Source organism: Streptomyces sp. AF1A, from assembly GCF_047340315.1.
Taxonomy (GTDB): Bacteria; Actinomycetota; Actinomycetes; order Streptomycetales; family Streptomycetaceae; genus Streptomyces.
In genome coordinates this window covers 248,136-262,095 of record NZ_JBLEBI010000001.1, presented here as the reverse complement: position 1 = coordinate 262,095, position 13,960 = coordinate 248,136, and the positions used below count along the sequence as shown (strand labels likewise).

Annotated in this window: 14 protein-coding genes and 1 pseudogene; 10 read left to right on the top strand and 5 right to left on the bottom strand. The window is 74.0% G+C overall.

Annotated elements, in window-relative coordinates; genetic code table 11:
• A pseudogene (locus ACLU3S_RS01060) lies at window positions 1–280 on the top strand (pyridoxal phosphate-dependent aminotransferase); the annotation flags it as partial.
• Window positions 277–1,326, top strand: a complete 1,050-nt coding sequence (locus ACLU3S_RS01055) for an MBL fold metallo-hydrolase (RefSeq protein WP_413949741.1) — start codon at window positions 277–279, stop codon at window positions 1,324–1,326. The pseudogene ACLU3S_RS01060 and the gene ACLU3S_RS01055, both read left to right, overlap by 4 nt.
• A gap of 22 nt (window positions 1,327–1,348) precedes the next feature.
• Here ACLU3S_RS01055 and ACLU3S_RS01050 read toward each other — a convergent pair whose 3' ends face one another.
• Both ACLU3S_RS01050 and ACLU3S_RS01045 read right to left on the bottom strand, forming a co-directional pair.
• Complete coding sequence (locus ACLU3S_RS01050; RefSeq protein ID WP_413949740.1) at window positions 1,349–1,990, bottom strand: DedA family protein; 642 nt, start codon at window positions 1,988–1,990, stop codon at window positions 1,349–1,351.
• Window positions 1,987–2,760, bottom strand: a complete 774-nt coding sequence (locus ACLU3S_RS01045) for an MBL fold metallo-hydrolase (RefSeq protein ID WP_413949739.1) — start codon at window positions 2,758–2,760, stop codon at window positions 1,987–1,989. Before ACLU3S_RS01045 ends, ACLU3S_RS01050 begins: the two co-directional genes overlap by 4 nt.
• 84 nt (window positions 2,761–2,844) lie before the next feature.
• On the opposite strand from ACLU3S_RS01045, the gene ACLU3S_RS01040 reads away from it, so the two are divergent.
• The 4 genes from ACLU3S_RS01040 (at window position 2,845) to dnaK (ending at window position 8,069) form a co-directional block, all read left to right on the top strand.
• A complete protein-coding gene (locus ACLU3S_RS01040; protein ID WP_413949738.1) occupies window positions 2,845–3,276 on the top strand; it encodes a hypothetical protein in 432 nt (143 codons plus the stop codon).
• Between the two features lie 136 nt (window positions 3,277–3,412).
• Window positions 3,413–5,491 carry a phage holin family protein gene (locus tag ACLU3S_RS01035; RefSeq protein WP_413949737.1) on the top strand — a complete coding sequence of 693 codons (2,079 nt, stop codon included), beginning with the start codon at window positions 3,413–3,415 and terminating at the stop codon, window positions 5,489–5,491.
• A 128-nt stretch (window positions 5,492–5,619) separates the two neighbouring features.
• On the top strand, window positions 5,620–6,045 hold the full coding sequence (locus tag ACLU3S_RS01030) for an OsmC family protein (protein ID WP_413949736.1): 426 nt from the start codon (window positions 5,620–5,622) through the stop codon (window positions 6,043–6,045).
• A 146-nt stretch (window positions 6,046–6,191) separates the two neighbouring features.
• A complete protein-coding gene (gene dnaK, locus ACLU3S_RS01025; RefSeq protein ID WP_413949735.1) occupies window positions 6,192–8,069 on the top strand; it encodes a molecular chaperone DnaK in 1,878 nt (625 codons plus the stop codon).
• Window positions 8,070–8,102: 33 nt separating this feature from the next.
• Here the strand turns inward: dnaK and ACLU3S_RS01020 are convergent, their stop codons facing one another.
• Both ACLU3S_RS01020 and ACLU3S_RS01015 read right to left on the bottom strand, forming a co-directional pair.
• Window positions 8,103–8,966 (bottom strand): helix-turn-helix domain-containing protein, encoded by an 864-nt coding sequence (locus tag ACLU3S_RS01020; RefSeq protein ID WP_413949734.1) that lies wholly within the window; start codon window positions 8,964–8,966, stop codon window positions 8,103–8,105.
• Between the two features lie 96 nt (window positions 8,967–9,062).
• A complete protein-coding gene (locus ACLU3S_RS01015; protein ID WP_413949733.1) occupies window positions 9,063–9,887 on the bottom strand; it encodes a helix-turn-helix domain-containing protein in 825 nt (274 codons plus the stop codon).
• A 145-nt stretch (window positions 9,888–10,032) separates the two neighbouring features.
• Here ACLU3S_RS01015 and ACLU3S_RS01010 point away from each other — a divergent pair, with 145 nt between their 5' ends.
• Complete coding sequence (locus ACLU3S_RS01010; RefSeq protein ID WP_413949732.1) at window positions 10,033–10,338, top strand: 4a-hydroxytetrahydrobiopterin dehydratase; 306 nt, start codon at window positions 10,033–10,035, stop codon at window positions 10,336–10,338.
• Between the two features lie 5 nt (window positions 10,339–10,343).
• The gene (locus tag ACLU3S_RS01005; RefSeq protein ID WP_413949731.1) at window positions 10,344–11,090 is read left to right on the top strand and encodes a class I SAM-dependent methyltransferase; all 747 of its coding nucleotides are present in this window, start codon (window positions 10,344–10,346) and stop codon (window positions 11,088–11,090) included.
• Window positions 11,091–11,386: 296 nt separating this feature from the next.
• Here ACLU3S_RS01005 and ACLU3S_RS01000 read toward each other — a convergent pair whose 3' ends face one another.
• Complete coding sequence (locus tag ACLU3S_RS01000) at window positions 11,387–12,160, bottom strand: phytanoyl-CoA dioxygenase family protein (protein WP_413949730.1); 774 nt, start codon at window positions 12,158–12,160, stop codon at window positions 11,387–11,389.
• 127 nt (window positions 12,161–12,287) lie between these two features.
• Between ACLU3S_RS01000 and ACLU3S_RS00995 the strand changes: the two genes are divergently transcribed.
• The gene (locus ACLU3S_RS00995; protein ID WP_413949729.1) at window positions 12,288–13,172 is read left to right on the top strand and encodes a class I SAM-dependent methyltransferase; all 885 of its coding nucleotides are present in this window, start codon (window positions 12,288–12,290) and stop codon (window positions 13,170–13,172) included.
• An 80-nt stretch (window positions 13,173–13,252) separates the two neighbouring features.
• Complete coding sequence (locus tag ACLU3S_RS00990; RefSeq protein WP_413949728.1) at window positions 13,253–13,954, top strand: SDR family oxidoreductase; 702 nt, start codon at window positions 13,253–13,255, stop codon at window positions 13,952–13,954.
• The last annotated feature ends 6 nt before the right edge of the window (window positions 13,955–13,960 follow it).

The window sequence follows — 13,960 nt, the reverse complement described above, 5'->3', positions numbered from 1 at the left end:
CGGCCAGGGCGTCGGCGACGCGCAGGAACTGGAGGAACTCCTCACCGCCCGGCTCGGCATGCCCGCGCCCGGCGGCCACCGCTTCGGCGACGACCTCGGGGCGCTGCGGGTGCGGCTCGCCACCGGGCCCCTGCTGGGCGGCACGGACGAGGAACGCACGGAATGCCTCACCTCACCGGCGCCGTTGGAACTGCCACACGTGCAACGCGCGTTGATGTCCTTGAGGTCGGTCTTCGACGATCTCCGCGACGACGCCCAGCGATGGGAGCCTTCTCGATGACGCAAGCGACGCATGAGCCCGGATCGGCCCCGACGACCACGACGACCCGCACGCCCGCCCCCTGCGCGCCCCCCTTCCCGCCGCTGGCCGACCCCCGCCCCCTGGGCGAACGCCGGGTCTGGCCCCGCACGTTCCACGACCGGCTCACCGCACCCCTGCCCGGCCTCAAGGCGCTCGCCCGCTTCGCCCGCGAGGGGTCCGTGCGCCCCGGCCCGGAGGGCCTGGCCGACATCCCCCGGCTGCCGTACGAGCCGGCACCGCTGCCCCGCTCCGGCACCCGCACCGTCGCCGTCACCTGGGCGGGACACGCCAGCTGGATCGTCCAGTTGGGGGGCCTGACCGTGCTCACCGACCCCGTCTGGTCCCGCCGCATCCTCGGCACCCCGGCCCGCATCACCCCCGTCGGCGTGCCCTGGGACACCCTGCCCCGCATCGACGCCGTGGTGATCAGCCACAACCACTACGACCACCTGGACGCCCCCACGCTGCGCCGACTCCCGCGCGACACCCCGGTGTTCGCGCCGGCCGGGCTCGGCCGCTGGTTCCGCCGGCGCCGCTTCACCTGCGTGACCGAGCTGGACTGGTGGGAGGGGGCCGAACTGTCCGGTGTCCGCTTCGACTTCGTGCCCGCCCACCACTGGTCCAAGCGCACCCTGACCGACACCTGTCACAGCCTCTGGGGCGGCTGGGTGCTCACGGGGCCCGACGCACGCCGCGTCTACTTCGCCGGCGACACCGGCTACGGCCGCTGGTTCTCCCGCATCGGCCGCCGCTACCCCGGCATCGACCTGGCCCTCATGCCCATCGGCGCCTACGACCCGCGCTGGTGGCTCAGCGACGTCCACTGCGACCCGGAGGAAGCGGTGCAGGCCACCGTGGACCTGGGTGCCCGCCGGATGGCCCCCATGCACTGGGGCACCTTCATCCTCTCGGCCGAGCCGGTCCTGGAGCCGCTGACGCGGGTGCGGGCGGCCTGGGAGAAGGCGGGGCTGCGGCGGGAGGACCTGTGGGACGTCCCGGTGGGAGCGTCGAAGGTGCTGGACTGAGGCGTCGGACCGCGGGGGGACGTCAGCCGGCGGCCCGGACCCGCCGCCACACGCCGGGCGCCGCGCCGATCACCAGGGTCAGCACGACCGCCACCACGACCCCCTCCCACGGTTCCTTGAACAGCGAGCCCCCCAGGATGCCGATCACCTGGTAGGTGGCCGCCCAGGCGAGACACGCGGGCAGGTTGCCCCGCGCGAACCGCCTGAGCGGCCAGTCCGCCATCAGACAGGCCAGCATCACCGGTATCCGTCCGGCGGGGACCAACCGCGACAGCACCAGCACCGCGATTCCGTGCGCGGACAGCTTCCCCCGAGCCTGCGCCAGCCGCTCCTCCGGCGCCCGCGACCGTATCGCCTCCAGCCAGCGCGAGCCGTTCCGCGACCGCATCCCGCGCCGCCCCAGCCAGTACAGCGCCGCGTCGCCCAGGAACGCGGCCGTCGACGCCGTGACGAACACCAGCGCCAGCGAGAACGGCGCCGTCTGGTGGAACGCCACCACGGCCGCGGAACTCACCAGCGCCCCGGTCGGCACCACCGGCACCAGCGCGCCGATCAGCACCAGCAGGAACAACGACGGGTAGCCGAGCGCCTGCTGCGTCGACTCCGGCGGCACGGTCGACGTGGACGCGGCGGCGAGCGCCGCGGCGGAGGCGACCCACCTCACCGCGCGACCTCCAGCCGCACGCTCTCCCCGTGCCCGAGCCGGTGCACCGCCACCTGAGGCGCGGCCGCGGCGGCCAGGCGCACGAACTCGTCGCCCGGCGCATGGAACTCATGGGGGCGCACGGCGTCCATGCCGATCGGCCAGTACGTTCCGTAGTGCACCGGCACCGCCGCGCGCGGCGCCAGCCGGGCCAGCGCCCGCGCCGCCCGCCCCGCGTCCAGGTGCCCGTCCCCGAGGTAGGGCCCCCAGCCGCCCACCGGCAGCAGCGCCACGTCCACCGGCCCGACCCGCTCGGCCATGGCGTCGAAGAGCCCCGTGTCCCCGGCGAAGTACGTCCGCGCCTCGCCCTCCACCACATAGCCGAGCGCGGGCGAGCGCTGCGGGCCCACCGGCAGCCGCCGCCCGTCGTGCCGCGCGGGCACCACCCGGACCAGCAGGTCGCCGGCGCGTATCAGGTCCCCTGGGGCGACCTCGGTGATCCGCAGGTGCCGCAGCCGGCGCAGACCGGGCACCGCCCGTGGTGCGCCCCGGGGCACGAGCAGGCGCGTGCCCCGGGCCAGGCCGGCCAGCGAGGGCAGGTGCAGATGGTCCGCGTGCAGATGGGAGACGAGCGCCAGGTCCGCGCGCCGGGCCTCGGCGGGCGGCACGGCGCCGCGGCGGCGGCGCAGATGCGCCAGCCGGCGTGCGAACAGGGGGTCGGTGAGCACCCGGGTGTTCGCGTCCTCCACCGTGCAGGTGGCGTGACCCCACCAGGTGATCTCCACCGGCACCTTCTTCGCCTCCTTCGCGCGACTCCCCGAAGCCTACGGGCAGGAGTAGGGTCTGCGGCGAAACCCGGAGGTGAGGGGGACGCCATGGGACAGCAGCGGGGTGCCTACGGCGGGCGCACGCCGGTGCGGGTGATCGCCATCGCGAGCCTGACACCCCTGGAGGAGCTGGAGGCCGATCCGTTCCTGGTGGACTCGCGCAGCCAGCACGCGATGTGCGCCCGCTGGGCCGCCGAGCGCGGGTACGTGGTCGTCCGGGAGCTTCTGGTCGGAGGGCTGCGCTTCGACCACTGCGCGCTGTGGGACGGGGTACGGCCGGGGGTGGACCTGTTCGTGGCGCCCAGCATGCGGGTGCTGCGGCGGGCCCTGTCGTCGGTGGAGGACTTCACCGCCGAATGCGCGCGGCGCGGGGTGCGCGTGGAGACGGTGGGGCGGGCCGAGCCGTCGTACGACGCGCAGATGAAGGCACGGGTGCACCGCCGGCTGTCGATGCCGACGGCCGGCTACGACGGGCGCTGACCCCCGCGCACCCACCCGCGCGGGAGCGCCCGGACCCGTGTGACAGGGTGGAAGCCGTCCCCGTCGGCCGAGCCGGGCACGACGGGAGTCCCCGCGCGGAGGTGGGGGAGGGCCGGGAACGGAGGGTGTGCGGCGCGTGCGAGGGGTGCGGTGGCGGCGGATCGCCAGGCAGATCGGGCGGAGCATCGCCGTCTGGGCGGTCTCCACGGTCACCATGCTGGCACTGGCCGGGCTGCTGCCCGACTTCCGGCTGCAGTCCCCCGACGGCGACAGCGCGACCCGGATCGCCGTCACCGCCGCGTGCGGCGCCGGTGCGTTCGGTGTGCTGTCGGCCGTGGTGTGGCCGCTGCTGGTCCGGCTGCTGCTGCTGGTGCCGGCCCTCGTGCTCGGCTTGCTGGTCTTCTTCCTCAACGGCTCCCTGCTGCTGCTCGCCCTGCGGGTCAACCCCTCGGCCCGGGGCGCGGCCGCCCCGGAGACCGCCGTCATCGTGGCCGCCGCCATGTCCGCCGTCGCCTCGGCCACCGGCGCCGCCCTCGCCGTACGCGACGACGAGGCCTACCGGCGCCGCCTGCAGCGGCTCGCCGCCCGCCGCCGCAGACGGGGGCCGCCCTGCTCCGCCGCGCCCGGCCTGGTCTTCGTGCAGCTCGACGGCGTCGGCCACGACGTCCTCACCGCCGCGGTCCGCAAGGGCCTGATGCCCACGGTCGCCCGCTGGCTCGCGACGGGCGGCCTCGGTACGCCGCCGACCCACCGCCTCACCCCGTGGCGCACCGACTGGTCCAGCCAGACCGGGGCCAGCCAGCTCGGCATCCTGCACGGCAGCACCTTCGACGTGCCCGCGTTCCGCTGGTACGAGAAGGACCGGGGCGAGGTGATGGTGTGCAACCGGCCGACCAGCGCGGCCGAGCTGCAGCGGCGGGCGATCGCGCGCACCGGCGACGCCGGTCTGCTCACCGCGGACGGCGCCAGCCGCGGCAACCTGTTCAGCGGCGGCGCCGGCGAACAGGCCCTCGTGCTGTCCATCGCCGCCCGCCGCCGCAGCCGCGAGACGCGCTCCCGCGCCGGCTACTTCGCCTACTTCTGCGACCCGGCCAACGCCGTGCGCACCGCGCTCTCCTTCGTCGCCGAGGTCGCCCGCGAGATCGGCCAGTCCACCCGGGCCCGGCTGCGGGGCGAGCGCCCGCGCGTCGGCCGCGGCGGGCTGTACCCCTTCGTGCGCGCCTTCGCCACCGTCGTCGAACGGGACGTCGTCGTCGCCGCGGTGATGGGCGACATGCTGGCCGGGCGCACCGCCGTCTACGCCGACCTCGTCGCCTACGACGAGGTCGCCCACCACTCCGGCCCGCACAGCCGGGACGCCGAGAAGGTCCTGCAGCGCCTCGACCGGTCCCTGGCTCTGCTCGAACGGGTCGCCGACCACGCCCCGCGCCCCTACCGGATCGTCGTCCTGTCCGACCACGGCCAGAGCCCGGGCGAGACGTTCCGCGCCCGCTACGGCCTCACCCTCGCCGACCTCGTCCGGGCCGGCTGCGGGCTGCACGTGCCCCGCCGTGTGGAGCGCACCCGCAGCGGCACCGAGGCCCGCGCCGCCGTCCGGGCCGCGCTGCGCCGGCCCGTGGAGGAGAGGCCGGAGCACCACCGGCCCGCGCGGAGCCCGGAGCCGATCGTGCTGGCCTCCGGGAACCTGGGCCTGATCTCCTTCCCGGACGTGCATCACCGCATGACCAAGGAGGAGATCGACGCCCGTCACCCCGCCCTGCTCACCACCCTCGCCAACCACCCGGGCATCGGCTTCCTGCTGGTCGCCAGCGAGAAGCACGGCGGTGTGGTGCTGAGCGCCCACGGCACCGAGACGCCGCTGGCCGAGCTCGCGGCCGACCCCGGCCCGCTGGCCCGCTTCGGCCCCGGCGCCGCCGAGGCCGTGCGCCGCGCCCACTCCTTCCCGCACACCGCCGACATCATGGTGAACTCCGCCCACGACCCCGCCGACGGCGAAGTCCTCGCCTTCGAGGAGCAGATCGGCTCGCACGGCGGCCTCGGGGGCGCCCAGTCCCGCCCGTTCCTCCTCTCCCCGCTGGAGCTGTCCGCGCCGGCCGGGCCCGGCGAGGAACTCACCGGTGCCGAGCAGGTGCACCACGTCCTGCGCCGCTGGCTGGGCGAGCTGTCCGGCCCCCAGGTGCCGCTGGCCGCGGCCGAGGAGGAGCGGGCCGCCTGACCCGGCCGGCCGCGCCCACGGCGGCGCTCACCTCGTGCGGGCCGGTCTTCAGCGTGCGGGGAGCCCGGATGTGATCGGATAGGGGACGGACACCCCGGGTAACGGGACCCGACGCGAAAGGAACCATCGTGGCTACCACGCGCACCGCGCACACCGTCTGGGAAGGCAACCTGCTCGAGGGCAGCGGCGTCGTCAGCTTCGACTCCTCCGGCATCGGCCGGCAGCCGGTGTCGTGGGCGTCGCGCGCCGAGCAGGCGAACGGCAAGACCAGCCCCGAGGAGCTGATCGCCGGCGCCCACTCCGCCTGCTTCTCCATGGCCCTGTCGCACGCCCTGGCCGGCGCCGGCACCCCGCCCACCCGGCTGGAGACCAAGGCCGACGTGACCTTCCAGCCGGGCGAGGGCATCACCGGCATCCACCTCACCGCTCGCGGCGAGGTGCCCGGCCTGGACGCGCAGGGCTTCCAGTCGGCCGCCGAGGACGCCAAGAAGAACTGCCCGGTCAGCCAGGCCCTGGCCGGTACGACGATCACCCTGACGGCCGAGCTGGTCTGACGCCCGCACGCCCGGCGATGCCGCGTCCCCCTGCGGGGCGCGGCATCGCCGTTTCGGGGCACCCGTGCGGTGACGTGGATTGACAGCGTCGCGGGCACGATCTGTGCTGGGAGTGCCGAAGACGCCCGGGCGGAAGGGGACGGACCATGGCACGTGCGGTCGGGATCGATCTCGGGACGACGAACTCGGTGGTGGCCGTCCTGGAGGGCGGCGAGCCCACCGTCGTCGCCAACGCGGAGGGCGCGCGGACCACCCCCTCGGTGGTGGCGTTCGCGAAGAACGGCGAGGTGCTGGTCGGCGAGGTCGCCAAGCGGCAGGCCGTGACCAACGTGGAGCGCACCGCGCGCTCGGTGAAACGGCACATGGGCGACGCGGACTGGCGCTTCCCCGAACAGGGCTCGGTGGACGGCACCCGCTTCCGGGCCCAGGAGCTGTCGGCACGGGTGCTGCAGAAGCTGAAGCGGGACGCGGAGTCCTACCTCGGCGAGGACGTCACGGATGCCGTGATCACCGTGCCGGCGTACTTCGACGACGCGCAGCGGCAGGCGACCAAGGAGGCCGGCGAGATCGCGGGCCTGAAGGTGCTGCGGATCATCAACGAGCCGACCGCCGCCGCCCTCGCCTACGGCCTGGACCGGGGCGAGGAGCAGACCGTGCTGGTCTTCGACCTCGGCGGCGGCACCTTCGACGTGTCCCTGCTGGAGATCGGCGACGGCGTCATCGAGGTGAAGGCCACCAACGGCGACACCCATCTGGGCGGTGACGACTGGGACCAGCGGATCGTCGAGCATCTGGTGAAGCGGTTCAAGGGGCAGTACGGGATCGATCTCGGCAGCGACAAGATGGCCGTGCAGCGGCTGCGGGAGGCCGCCGAGAAGGCCAAGATCGAGTTGTCGTCGTCCTCGGAGACCTCGATCAACCTGCCCTACATCACCGCCTCCGCCGAGGGCCCGCTGCACCTGGACGAGAAGCTGACGCGCGCTCAGTTCCAGGAGCTGACATCCGACCTGCTGGACCGGTGCAAGCAGCCCTTCCACCAGGCCGTCCAGGACGCCGGGGTCGAGCTGTCCGCGATCGACCACGTCATCCTGGTCGGCGGCTCCACCCGCATGCCCGCCGTCACCGACCTGGTCCGCGACCTGACCGGCAAGGACCCCCACAAGGGCGTCAACCCCGACGAGGTCGTCGCCGTGGGCGCGGCCCTGCAGGCGGGCGTCATCCGCGGCGACGTCAAGGACGTGCTGCTCCTCGACGTCACCCCGCTGTCCCTCGGCATCGAGACCAAGGGCGGCATCATGACCAAGCTGATCGAGCGCAACACCACGATCCCCACCCGCCGTTCGGAGATCTTCACCACCGCCACCGACAACCAGCCCTCGGTCGGTATCCAGGTCTACCAGGGCGAACGCGAGATCGCCGCGTACAACAAGAAGCTCGGCGTCTTCGACCTCACCGGCCTGCCGCCCGCGCCGCGCGGCGTCCCGCAGATCGAGGTGGCGTTCGACATCGACGCCAACGGGATCATGCACGTCTCCGCCAAGGACCTGGCGACCGGCCGGGAACAGAAGATGACCGTCACCGGCGGTTCGGCGCTGCCCAAGGACGACATCGACCGCATGATGCGGGAGGCGGAGCAGTACGCCGAGGAGGACCGCAAGCGCCGCGAGGCCGCCGAGACCCGCAACCAGGCCGAGCAACTCGTCTACCAGACCGAGAAGTTCCTGCGCGACAACGAGGACCGCGTGCCCGCGGACACCCGGAGCGAGGTCGAGGAGGCGATCGGGGAGCTGAAGACCCGGCTGGAGCAGAACGCCGACACCACCGCGCTGCGCACGGGCGTGGAGAAACTGGCCACCGTCAGCCAGAGGATGGGGCAGGCCATGTACGAGTCCGCCTCCGCCTCCGCCGCGGGCGCCGGCGCGGGCGCCGCGGCGACGGAAGAGAGCGCCGCCCCCGAGGAGGAGGGCGTGGTGGACGCGGAGATCGTCGACGACGACCGGGACGCCAAGGGAGGCGCCGCCTGACACCCCGCCCGGGCGCGCCCTGCGCCGGGCCGCTCAGAGGCTCTCGCGGTACTCGCGCAGGATCTTCTGCGTGCGCCGGGCGGAGGCGGCCCGGGCCGTCATGTGGTCCAGCACCTCCAGATGGGCCGAGACCTCCTGGCGCGAGTCCAGATAGAGGGCGCCGGTCAGGTACTCGGTGAACACCATGTCCGGCAGCTCCGGCTCGGCGAACCGGAACAGCGTGAACGGCGCGTACGTCCCCGGGTGCGGACCCGCCGCGAACTCGGCGATCTGCAGCGTGACCCGGTCTCGTGCCGCGTACTCCAGCAGCCGGTCCAGCTGGTCGCGCAGCACGCCCGCGGAGGTGCTCACCGGGCGCCGCAGCACCGTCTCGTCCATGATCACCCACAGGTGGGGCGGGTCGGGCCGATCCAGCAGCCGCTGCCGCTCCATCCGCAGCGACACGTGCCGCTCGACCGAATCCGGCTCGGTCTGGCCGATCGTGCCGGCCTCCAGCACCGCCCGCGCGTACGCCTCGGTCTGCAGCAGGCCGGGCACGAAGTGCGGCTCGTAGGAGCGGATGATCCGGGCGGCGCCCTCCAGGCTGACGTACAGGCTGAACCAGTCCGGCAGGATGTCGTGGAACCGCTGCCACCAGCCCGGCTGGTTCGCCTCCTCGGCCAGCCGGACGAACGCGGCCGCCTCCTCCTCCGCCACCCCGTAGGTCTCCAGCAGCACCTGCAGATACGGGATCTTCAGCGCGACCTCGGCCATCTCCATGCGCCGCACGGTCGCCGAGGCCACCCTCAGGACCCGGGCGGCCTCGTCGCGGCTGAGTCCCGCGGCCTCCCGCAGCTCCTGCAGCCGCTTGCCGAGCACCACCTGGCCCACGGTGGGCGCAGCCCGCCGCTCACTCACGCCACGCCCTCCCCTACGCGCCACTGTCTGCGCGCAGTCTGTCACGTGGCGCCGCCGCGTACACCCGGCCGAGCCGAGGAACTGCTCACATGGTCGTCAACCCGCCACTGTGTGCAGGTACTTGGCGGTCGCCGGGTCCGCCGGCAGAAACGTCTCGATGGCCAGTTCGGCGACGGTGACGTCCATCGGCGTGTTGAAGGTGGAGATCGACGACACGAACGACAGGATCCGGCCGCCGTGCTCGATGCGCAGCGGCAGCGCGAAGTACGGCACCGGCTCGGCCGGTTCCTCGTCCGCTCCGTCGCCCAGCATCGGATAGGCCGTCACCTCGTCGTACAGAGCGCGCAGTTGGTCCGAGCGGTGCAGCGCGATCTGCCGCTCCATCTGCGCCAGCAGATGCCCGCGCCACTCCCGCAGGTTCCGGATGCGCGGCGCCAGGCCCTGCGGGTGCAGCGTCAGCCGCATCGCGTTCGGCGCCGGCGTCAGCAGCCGGTCCGGCACGCCCTCCAGCAGCATCGCGATGCCGCGGTTGGCGGTGACGACCGTGTACCCGGCGTCGACCACCAGCGCCGGATAGGGCTCGTAGCCCCGGATGAGCCGTTCCATGCCGTCGCGCAGCGCGTCCAGCGCCGGGTCGTCCAGCGGGGTCTCCGGATAGCGCGGGGCGTAACCGGCCGCCAGCAGCAGGGAGTTGCGCTCGCGCACGGGCACGTCCAGGTGCTCGGCGAGCCGCAGCACCATCTCCTCGCTCGGGCGGGACCGGCCGGTCTCGATGAAGCTGATGTGGCGGGCGGAGGAGTCGGCACGCAGCGCGAGTTCCAGCTGGGAGACCCGGCGCCGCTCCCGCCAGGCGCGCAGCAGCGGGCCGATCCCCTTGTCGACGGGGGCGGACGCGGAGGCTTCCGAAGCGGCCATGGTCATACCGACGACCCTAATCGAGGGGCGTACGCGGGAACGAGGCGTCCGGGCGACGCGTCGCCGGCGCCGGCCCGCCCCCGGCGTGGCACGCTGAACCCGTATCCGCGCACGTCCCGCACACGGACCCCGCACGAAGGGAGACACGGCCATGGCCGTCGAACCGCTGTCCCAGAAGGAGATCGAGGACCGGTTGACCGAGCTGCCCGGCTGGTCGGTGGACGGGGACCGGCTCACCCGCTCCTACCGGCTCCGCTCGCACGTCGCGGCGGCGGCGCTGGTCGCGCACATCGCCGCCCTCCAGGACGAACTGGACCACCACTCCGACCTCACCCTCGGCTACAACACCGTGTCCCTCAGCGTGAACACGCACTGCGCGGGGGGAGCCCTCACCGAGAAGGACTTCGCCCTCGCCCGCAAGGTGGAGGACATCGCCCCAGGTCACGGAGCACACTGAGCAATGTGCTGGATTACGACAAGGAAGCCGACGCCTACGACGCGTCCCGGGGCGGCGAGGCACGCGCCGCGGCCGCCGCGCAGGCCGTCCTCGGCCTGATACCCGGCGCCTCGGGCCGCCTCCTCGACATCGCCTGCGGCACGGGCATCGTCACCCGCAGGCTCGCCGCCGCGCGGCCCCGGCTGCGGGTGACCGGCGCGGACCTCGCCCCGGCCATGGTCCGCATGGCGCACACCCGGCTGCCCGGCGCCGTCGTCCGCGCCGACAGCCGCCGGCTGCCCTTCCTCGCCGGCACCTTCGACGCGGTCACCAGCATCTGGCTGCTGCACCTGCTGGACGCCCCCGACGTCCGCGCCGTCGTCGCCGAGTGCGCCCGCGTGCTGCGCCCCGGCGGGGTGTACGTGACCACCGTCGACAAGGCCGACGCGCACGACGTCGGCAGCGACATCGACGCCGTCCTCGCCTCCCGCCCGCGCCGCCCGGCCCGGGACGCCGCCGGCACGGTCACCGGGCACGCCGTCCGGCACGGGCTCGAGCCGGCCGGCCACACCACATTCCCGGGCACCGGTCAGGGCCGCAGCCCGCGCACCACCATCGCCGACCTGCGCCGCGGCTGGTTCACCCAGCTGCCGCCGGGCGACCCGCGCATCGAGGAGTACGCTGCCCGCCTGGCCGAACTCCCGCACCAGGACCGGCCCCGCCCCGACCCGTCGTTCACCCTGCGCGCGTTCCGCAAGCCACCCGGGACCTGACCGCCGGGGGCCGCACTCAGCCGTGATCCCCGGGAGGCCTCCTCGCGCTCACCGAGTCCCGGCTGCCGGCCCAGCCCGAGAATCCGTGAGGTGCCACCGGGCCCGCGGGATGTCGGTCCTCACCGTCGGCGTTGAGTCCGGAGCTACGGTGCAATGGTGAGCAACGACCAAACTGCTCACCAGGATCGCGGCCAAGTCCAGCGCCTGATCGCGCAGCAACCTGCACCTGGGACGTCCACGAGCAGTGGTGAGCCCTTCATCCGGCCGGTGGAGGACGCCCCGCCCGCAACCGGAGGTCAGCCCTCGTCGAGGTGCAGGCCCCGGCGGATCGCCCGTTCCACCGGCGAGTAGTCCCCGTCCGGCCGGTCCAGCTCGTACGGCACCGCCGGGTGCAGCGGGGGCTGGGCCATGAACCGGGGCCGGGTGCCGTGGTGCGGCTGGGCCGCATGGACCAGGAACGGATGGCACAGGTAGACGTCACCGGGGCGGCCGGTGGCGTATGCCTGCCGGCGGTGCGCCGTGGCCTCGACCAGCTTCGGTGCGATCTCCAGCCCCGACACGCCCGCCTCGCCGTACGGCTGCAGCAGCGGCGGCACGTCCAGGTGGGAGCCGACCCGGATCCGGGTCGGTGCGTCCTCCTCGGTCACCTCGCTGAACAGGAAGAGCATCAGCAGCGCGCGGTCCCGGGAACGCAGATTGGTGTGGTACCAGTTCGCGCCCTCGGGCAGATAGCTGCCTTCGATGTGCCAGCCGGTGTCGTTCGGCTCCTCGGCGTGCGGGAACCGCAGCGGAAAGGTGCCCAGCGCATAGCGCGGCTGCCAGCGGCCCTCGCCAACGAGCAGGTCGAACGCCCTGTGCAGCACGGGGGAGTTGGCCGCGGCCGCGAAGGGGCCCTGCGCCATGCCGCCCACCCGCACCACCGGGTCCTTCCAGGTGCCCGGGTCCGCCGGGTCGTACCCCGTCTCCTGCCACAGCAGCCGCGCGCAGTCCTGCGCGACGCGCGGCGGAAAGGCGTCCTCGATCTTCACGAAGCCGTCGGCGAGGAAGCGGGTTGCGAGGTCGTCGTCCACAGGGCCCCATGGTGCGGCGCCTCCCGCCTCCGCGCACCCGATTTTTTTGCGGTTACGGCAACACGGGTGGCCGCGCTCCGGTACGCCGGAGCAGGCTGGCCCCACCCGAGCGGAGAGGCTGACCACCATGGCACACGACCACCCCACCCACCACGGCCACGCCCATGGGGGCGACACCGACTGGGGTGCGCTGGCGGCCCTGCTGGAGGCGGAGGCGGAGCTGCACGCCCCGGCATATGGGCAGGCGATGGCCTGGCTGGGTGAGGAGGCCGCCGCACCCGGCCTGATCGTGGACGCGGGCAGCGGGCCCGGGGTGATCGCCTGCCAGTTCGCGCAGGTGTTCCCGGGTGCCCGGGTGGTGGCGGTCGACGCCTCCGAGCCGCTGCTGGAGCGCGCCCGCGCCCGTGCCGCCCGGCTCGGCGTCGCCGGCCGCTTCAACACCCTCGCCGGTGAACTCCCCGACGTGCTCGACCGGTTGGACGCTCCGGCGGACCTGCTGTGGGCCAGCCGGAGCCTGCACCACCTGGGCGACCAGAAGGCCGCGCTCACCGCCTTCGCCGCCCGGCTCGCCCCCGGCGGCACGCTGGCCATCCTGGAGGGCGGCCTGCCCTCCCGCTATCTGCCCCGGGACCTGGGCTTCGGCCGCCCCGGCCTGCACGCCCGCCTCGACGCGGCCCAGGAGGACCGCTTCGCCCGGATGCGCGCCGAACTCCCCGGCGCCGTCGCCGAGGCCGAGGACTGGCCCGCCCTGCTGGCGGCGGCGGGCCTGAAGCACACCGGCACCCGCAGCTTCCTGCTCGACGTGCCGGCTCCCGTCCCGGACCGGGTGCGTGCCTTCGTCGCCGGGGTGCTGGGCCGCACCCGGGAGATCCACGCCGACGCCCTGGACGCCGAGGACCGCGCCACCCTCGACCGCCTCCTCGACCCGGCCGACCCGGGCAGCGTCCACCGCCGCCCCGACGTGTTCGTCCTGGCGGCCCACACCGTGCACCGCGCGGTGCGCACGGCGTAGCAACTCACCCACGTGACGCTTGACTTGGAGCGCGCTTCATGTGGTGGACTCCCCGATGTCATCGCACAGAGGGGGATTCGATGAACGACGCTCCGGTCGCGCTCATCACCGGCGGCGGCACCGGCATCGGCGCCGCCGTGGCCCGGCAGCTGCTGGAGGCCGGGTACCGGGTCACCGTCACCGGGCGCACGGAAGGGCGACTGCGTGACTTCGCCGGCGGACTCGGCGATCCGGAGGGGCTGCTGACGGTCGCCGGGAACGCCGCGGAGTTCGAGGACGTGCAGCACGCGGTGGACCGCACGCTCAAGGCGTACGGCCGGCTCGACACCGTCGTCGCCAACGCCGGCTTCGCCACCCACGACTCGGTCGCGGACGGCGACCCGGCCGGCTGGACCGAGATGGTCCTCACCAACGTCCTCGGCCCGGCGCTGCTCATCCGTGCCTCCGTCGAGGCGCTGAAGGAGTCCCGCGGCCGGATCGTCCTCGTCGGCAGCGTCGCCGGCTTCGTGAACACGCCGGGCAACCTCTACGGCGCGACCAAGTGGGCGGTCACCGGGCTCGCCGAGAACACCCGGCGCCAGGTCACGGAGTTCGGCATCGGCGTGACGCTGGTCGCCCCCGGCCGGGTGGAGACGCCCTTCTGGGACGGGCTGGGCAGCCTGCCCCCGGGGCGCCTCCTCACCTCCGACCAGATCGCCGACTCGATCGTCTGGGCGATCCGGCAACCGGCCGGGGTCGACGTCAACACGGTCGTCGTACGTCCGCTGGGTCAGCCCAACTGAACTACG

What these genes read in the sequence shown, in the direction of transcription:
- ACLU3S_RS01015 (WP_413949733.1), bottom strand. Translation starts at nt 9,887, where the DNA reads ATGACCATGGCCGCTTCGGAAGCCTCCGCGTCCGCCCCCGTCGACAAG.
- ACLU3S_RS00995 (WP_413949729.1), top strand. Translation starts at nt 12,288, where the DNA reads ATGGCACACGACCACCCCACCCACCACGGCCACGCCCATGGGGGCGAC.
- ACLU3S_RS00990 (WP_413949728.1), top strand. Translation starts at nt 13,253, where the DNA reads ATGAACGACGCTCCGGTCGCGCTCATCACCGGCGGCGGCACCGGCATC.
- ACLU3S_RS01055 (WP_413949741.1), top strand. Translation starts at nt 277, where the DNA reads ATGACGCAAGCGACGCATGAGCCCGGATCGGCCCCGACGACCACGACG.
- dnaK (WP_413949735.1), top strand. Translation starts at nt 6,192, where the DNA reads ATGGCACGTGCGGTCGGGATCGATCTCGGGACGACGAACTCGGTGGTG.
- ACLU3S_RS01040 (WP_413949738.1), top strand. Translation starts at nt 2,845, where the DNA reads ATGGGACAGCAGCGGGGTGCCTACGGCGGGCGCACGCCGGTGCGGGTG.
- ACLU3S_RS01010 (WP_413949732.1), top strand. Translation starts at nt 10,033, where the DNA reads ATGGCCGTCGAACCGCTGTCCCAGAAGGAGATCGAGGACCGGTTGACC.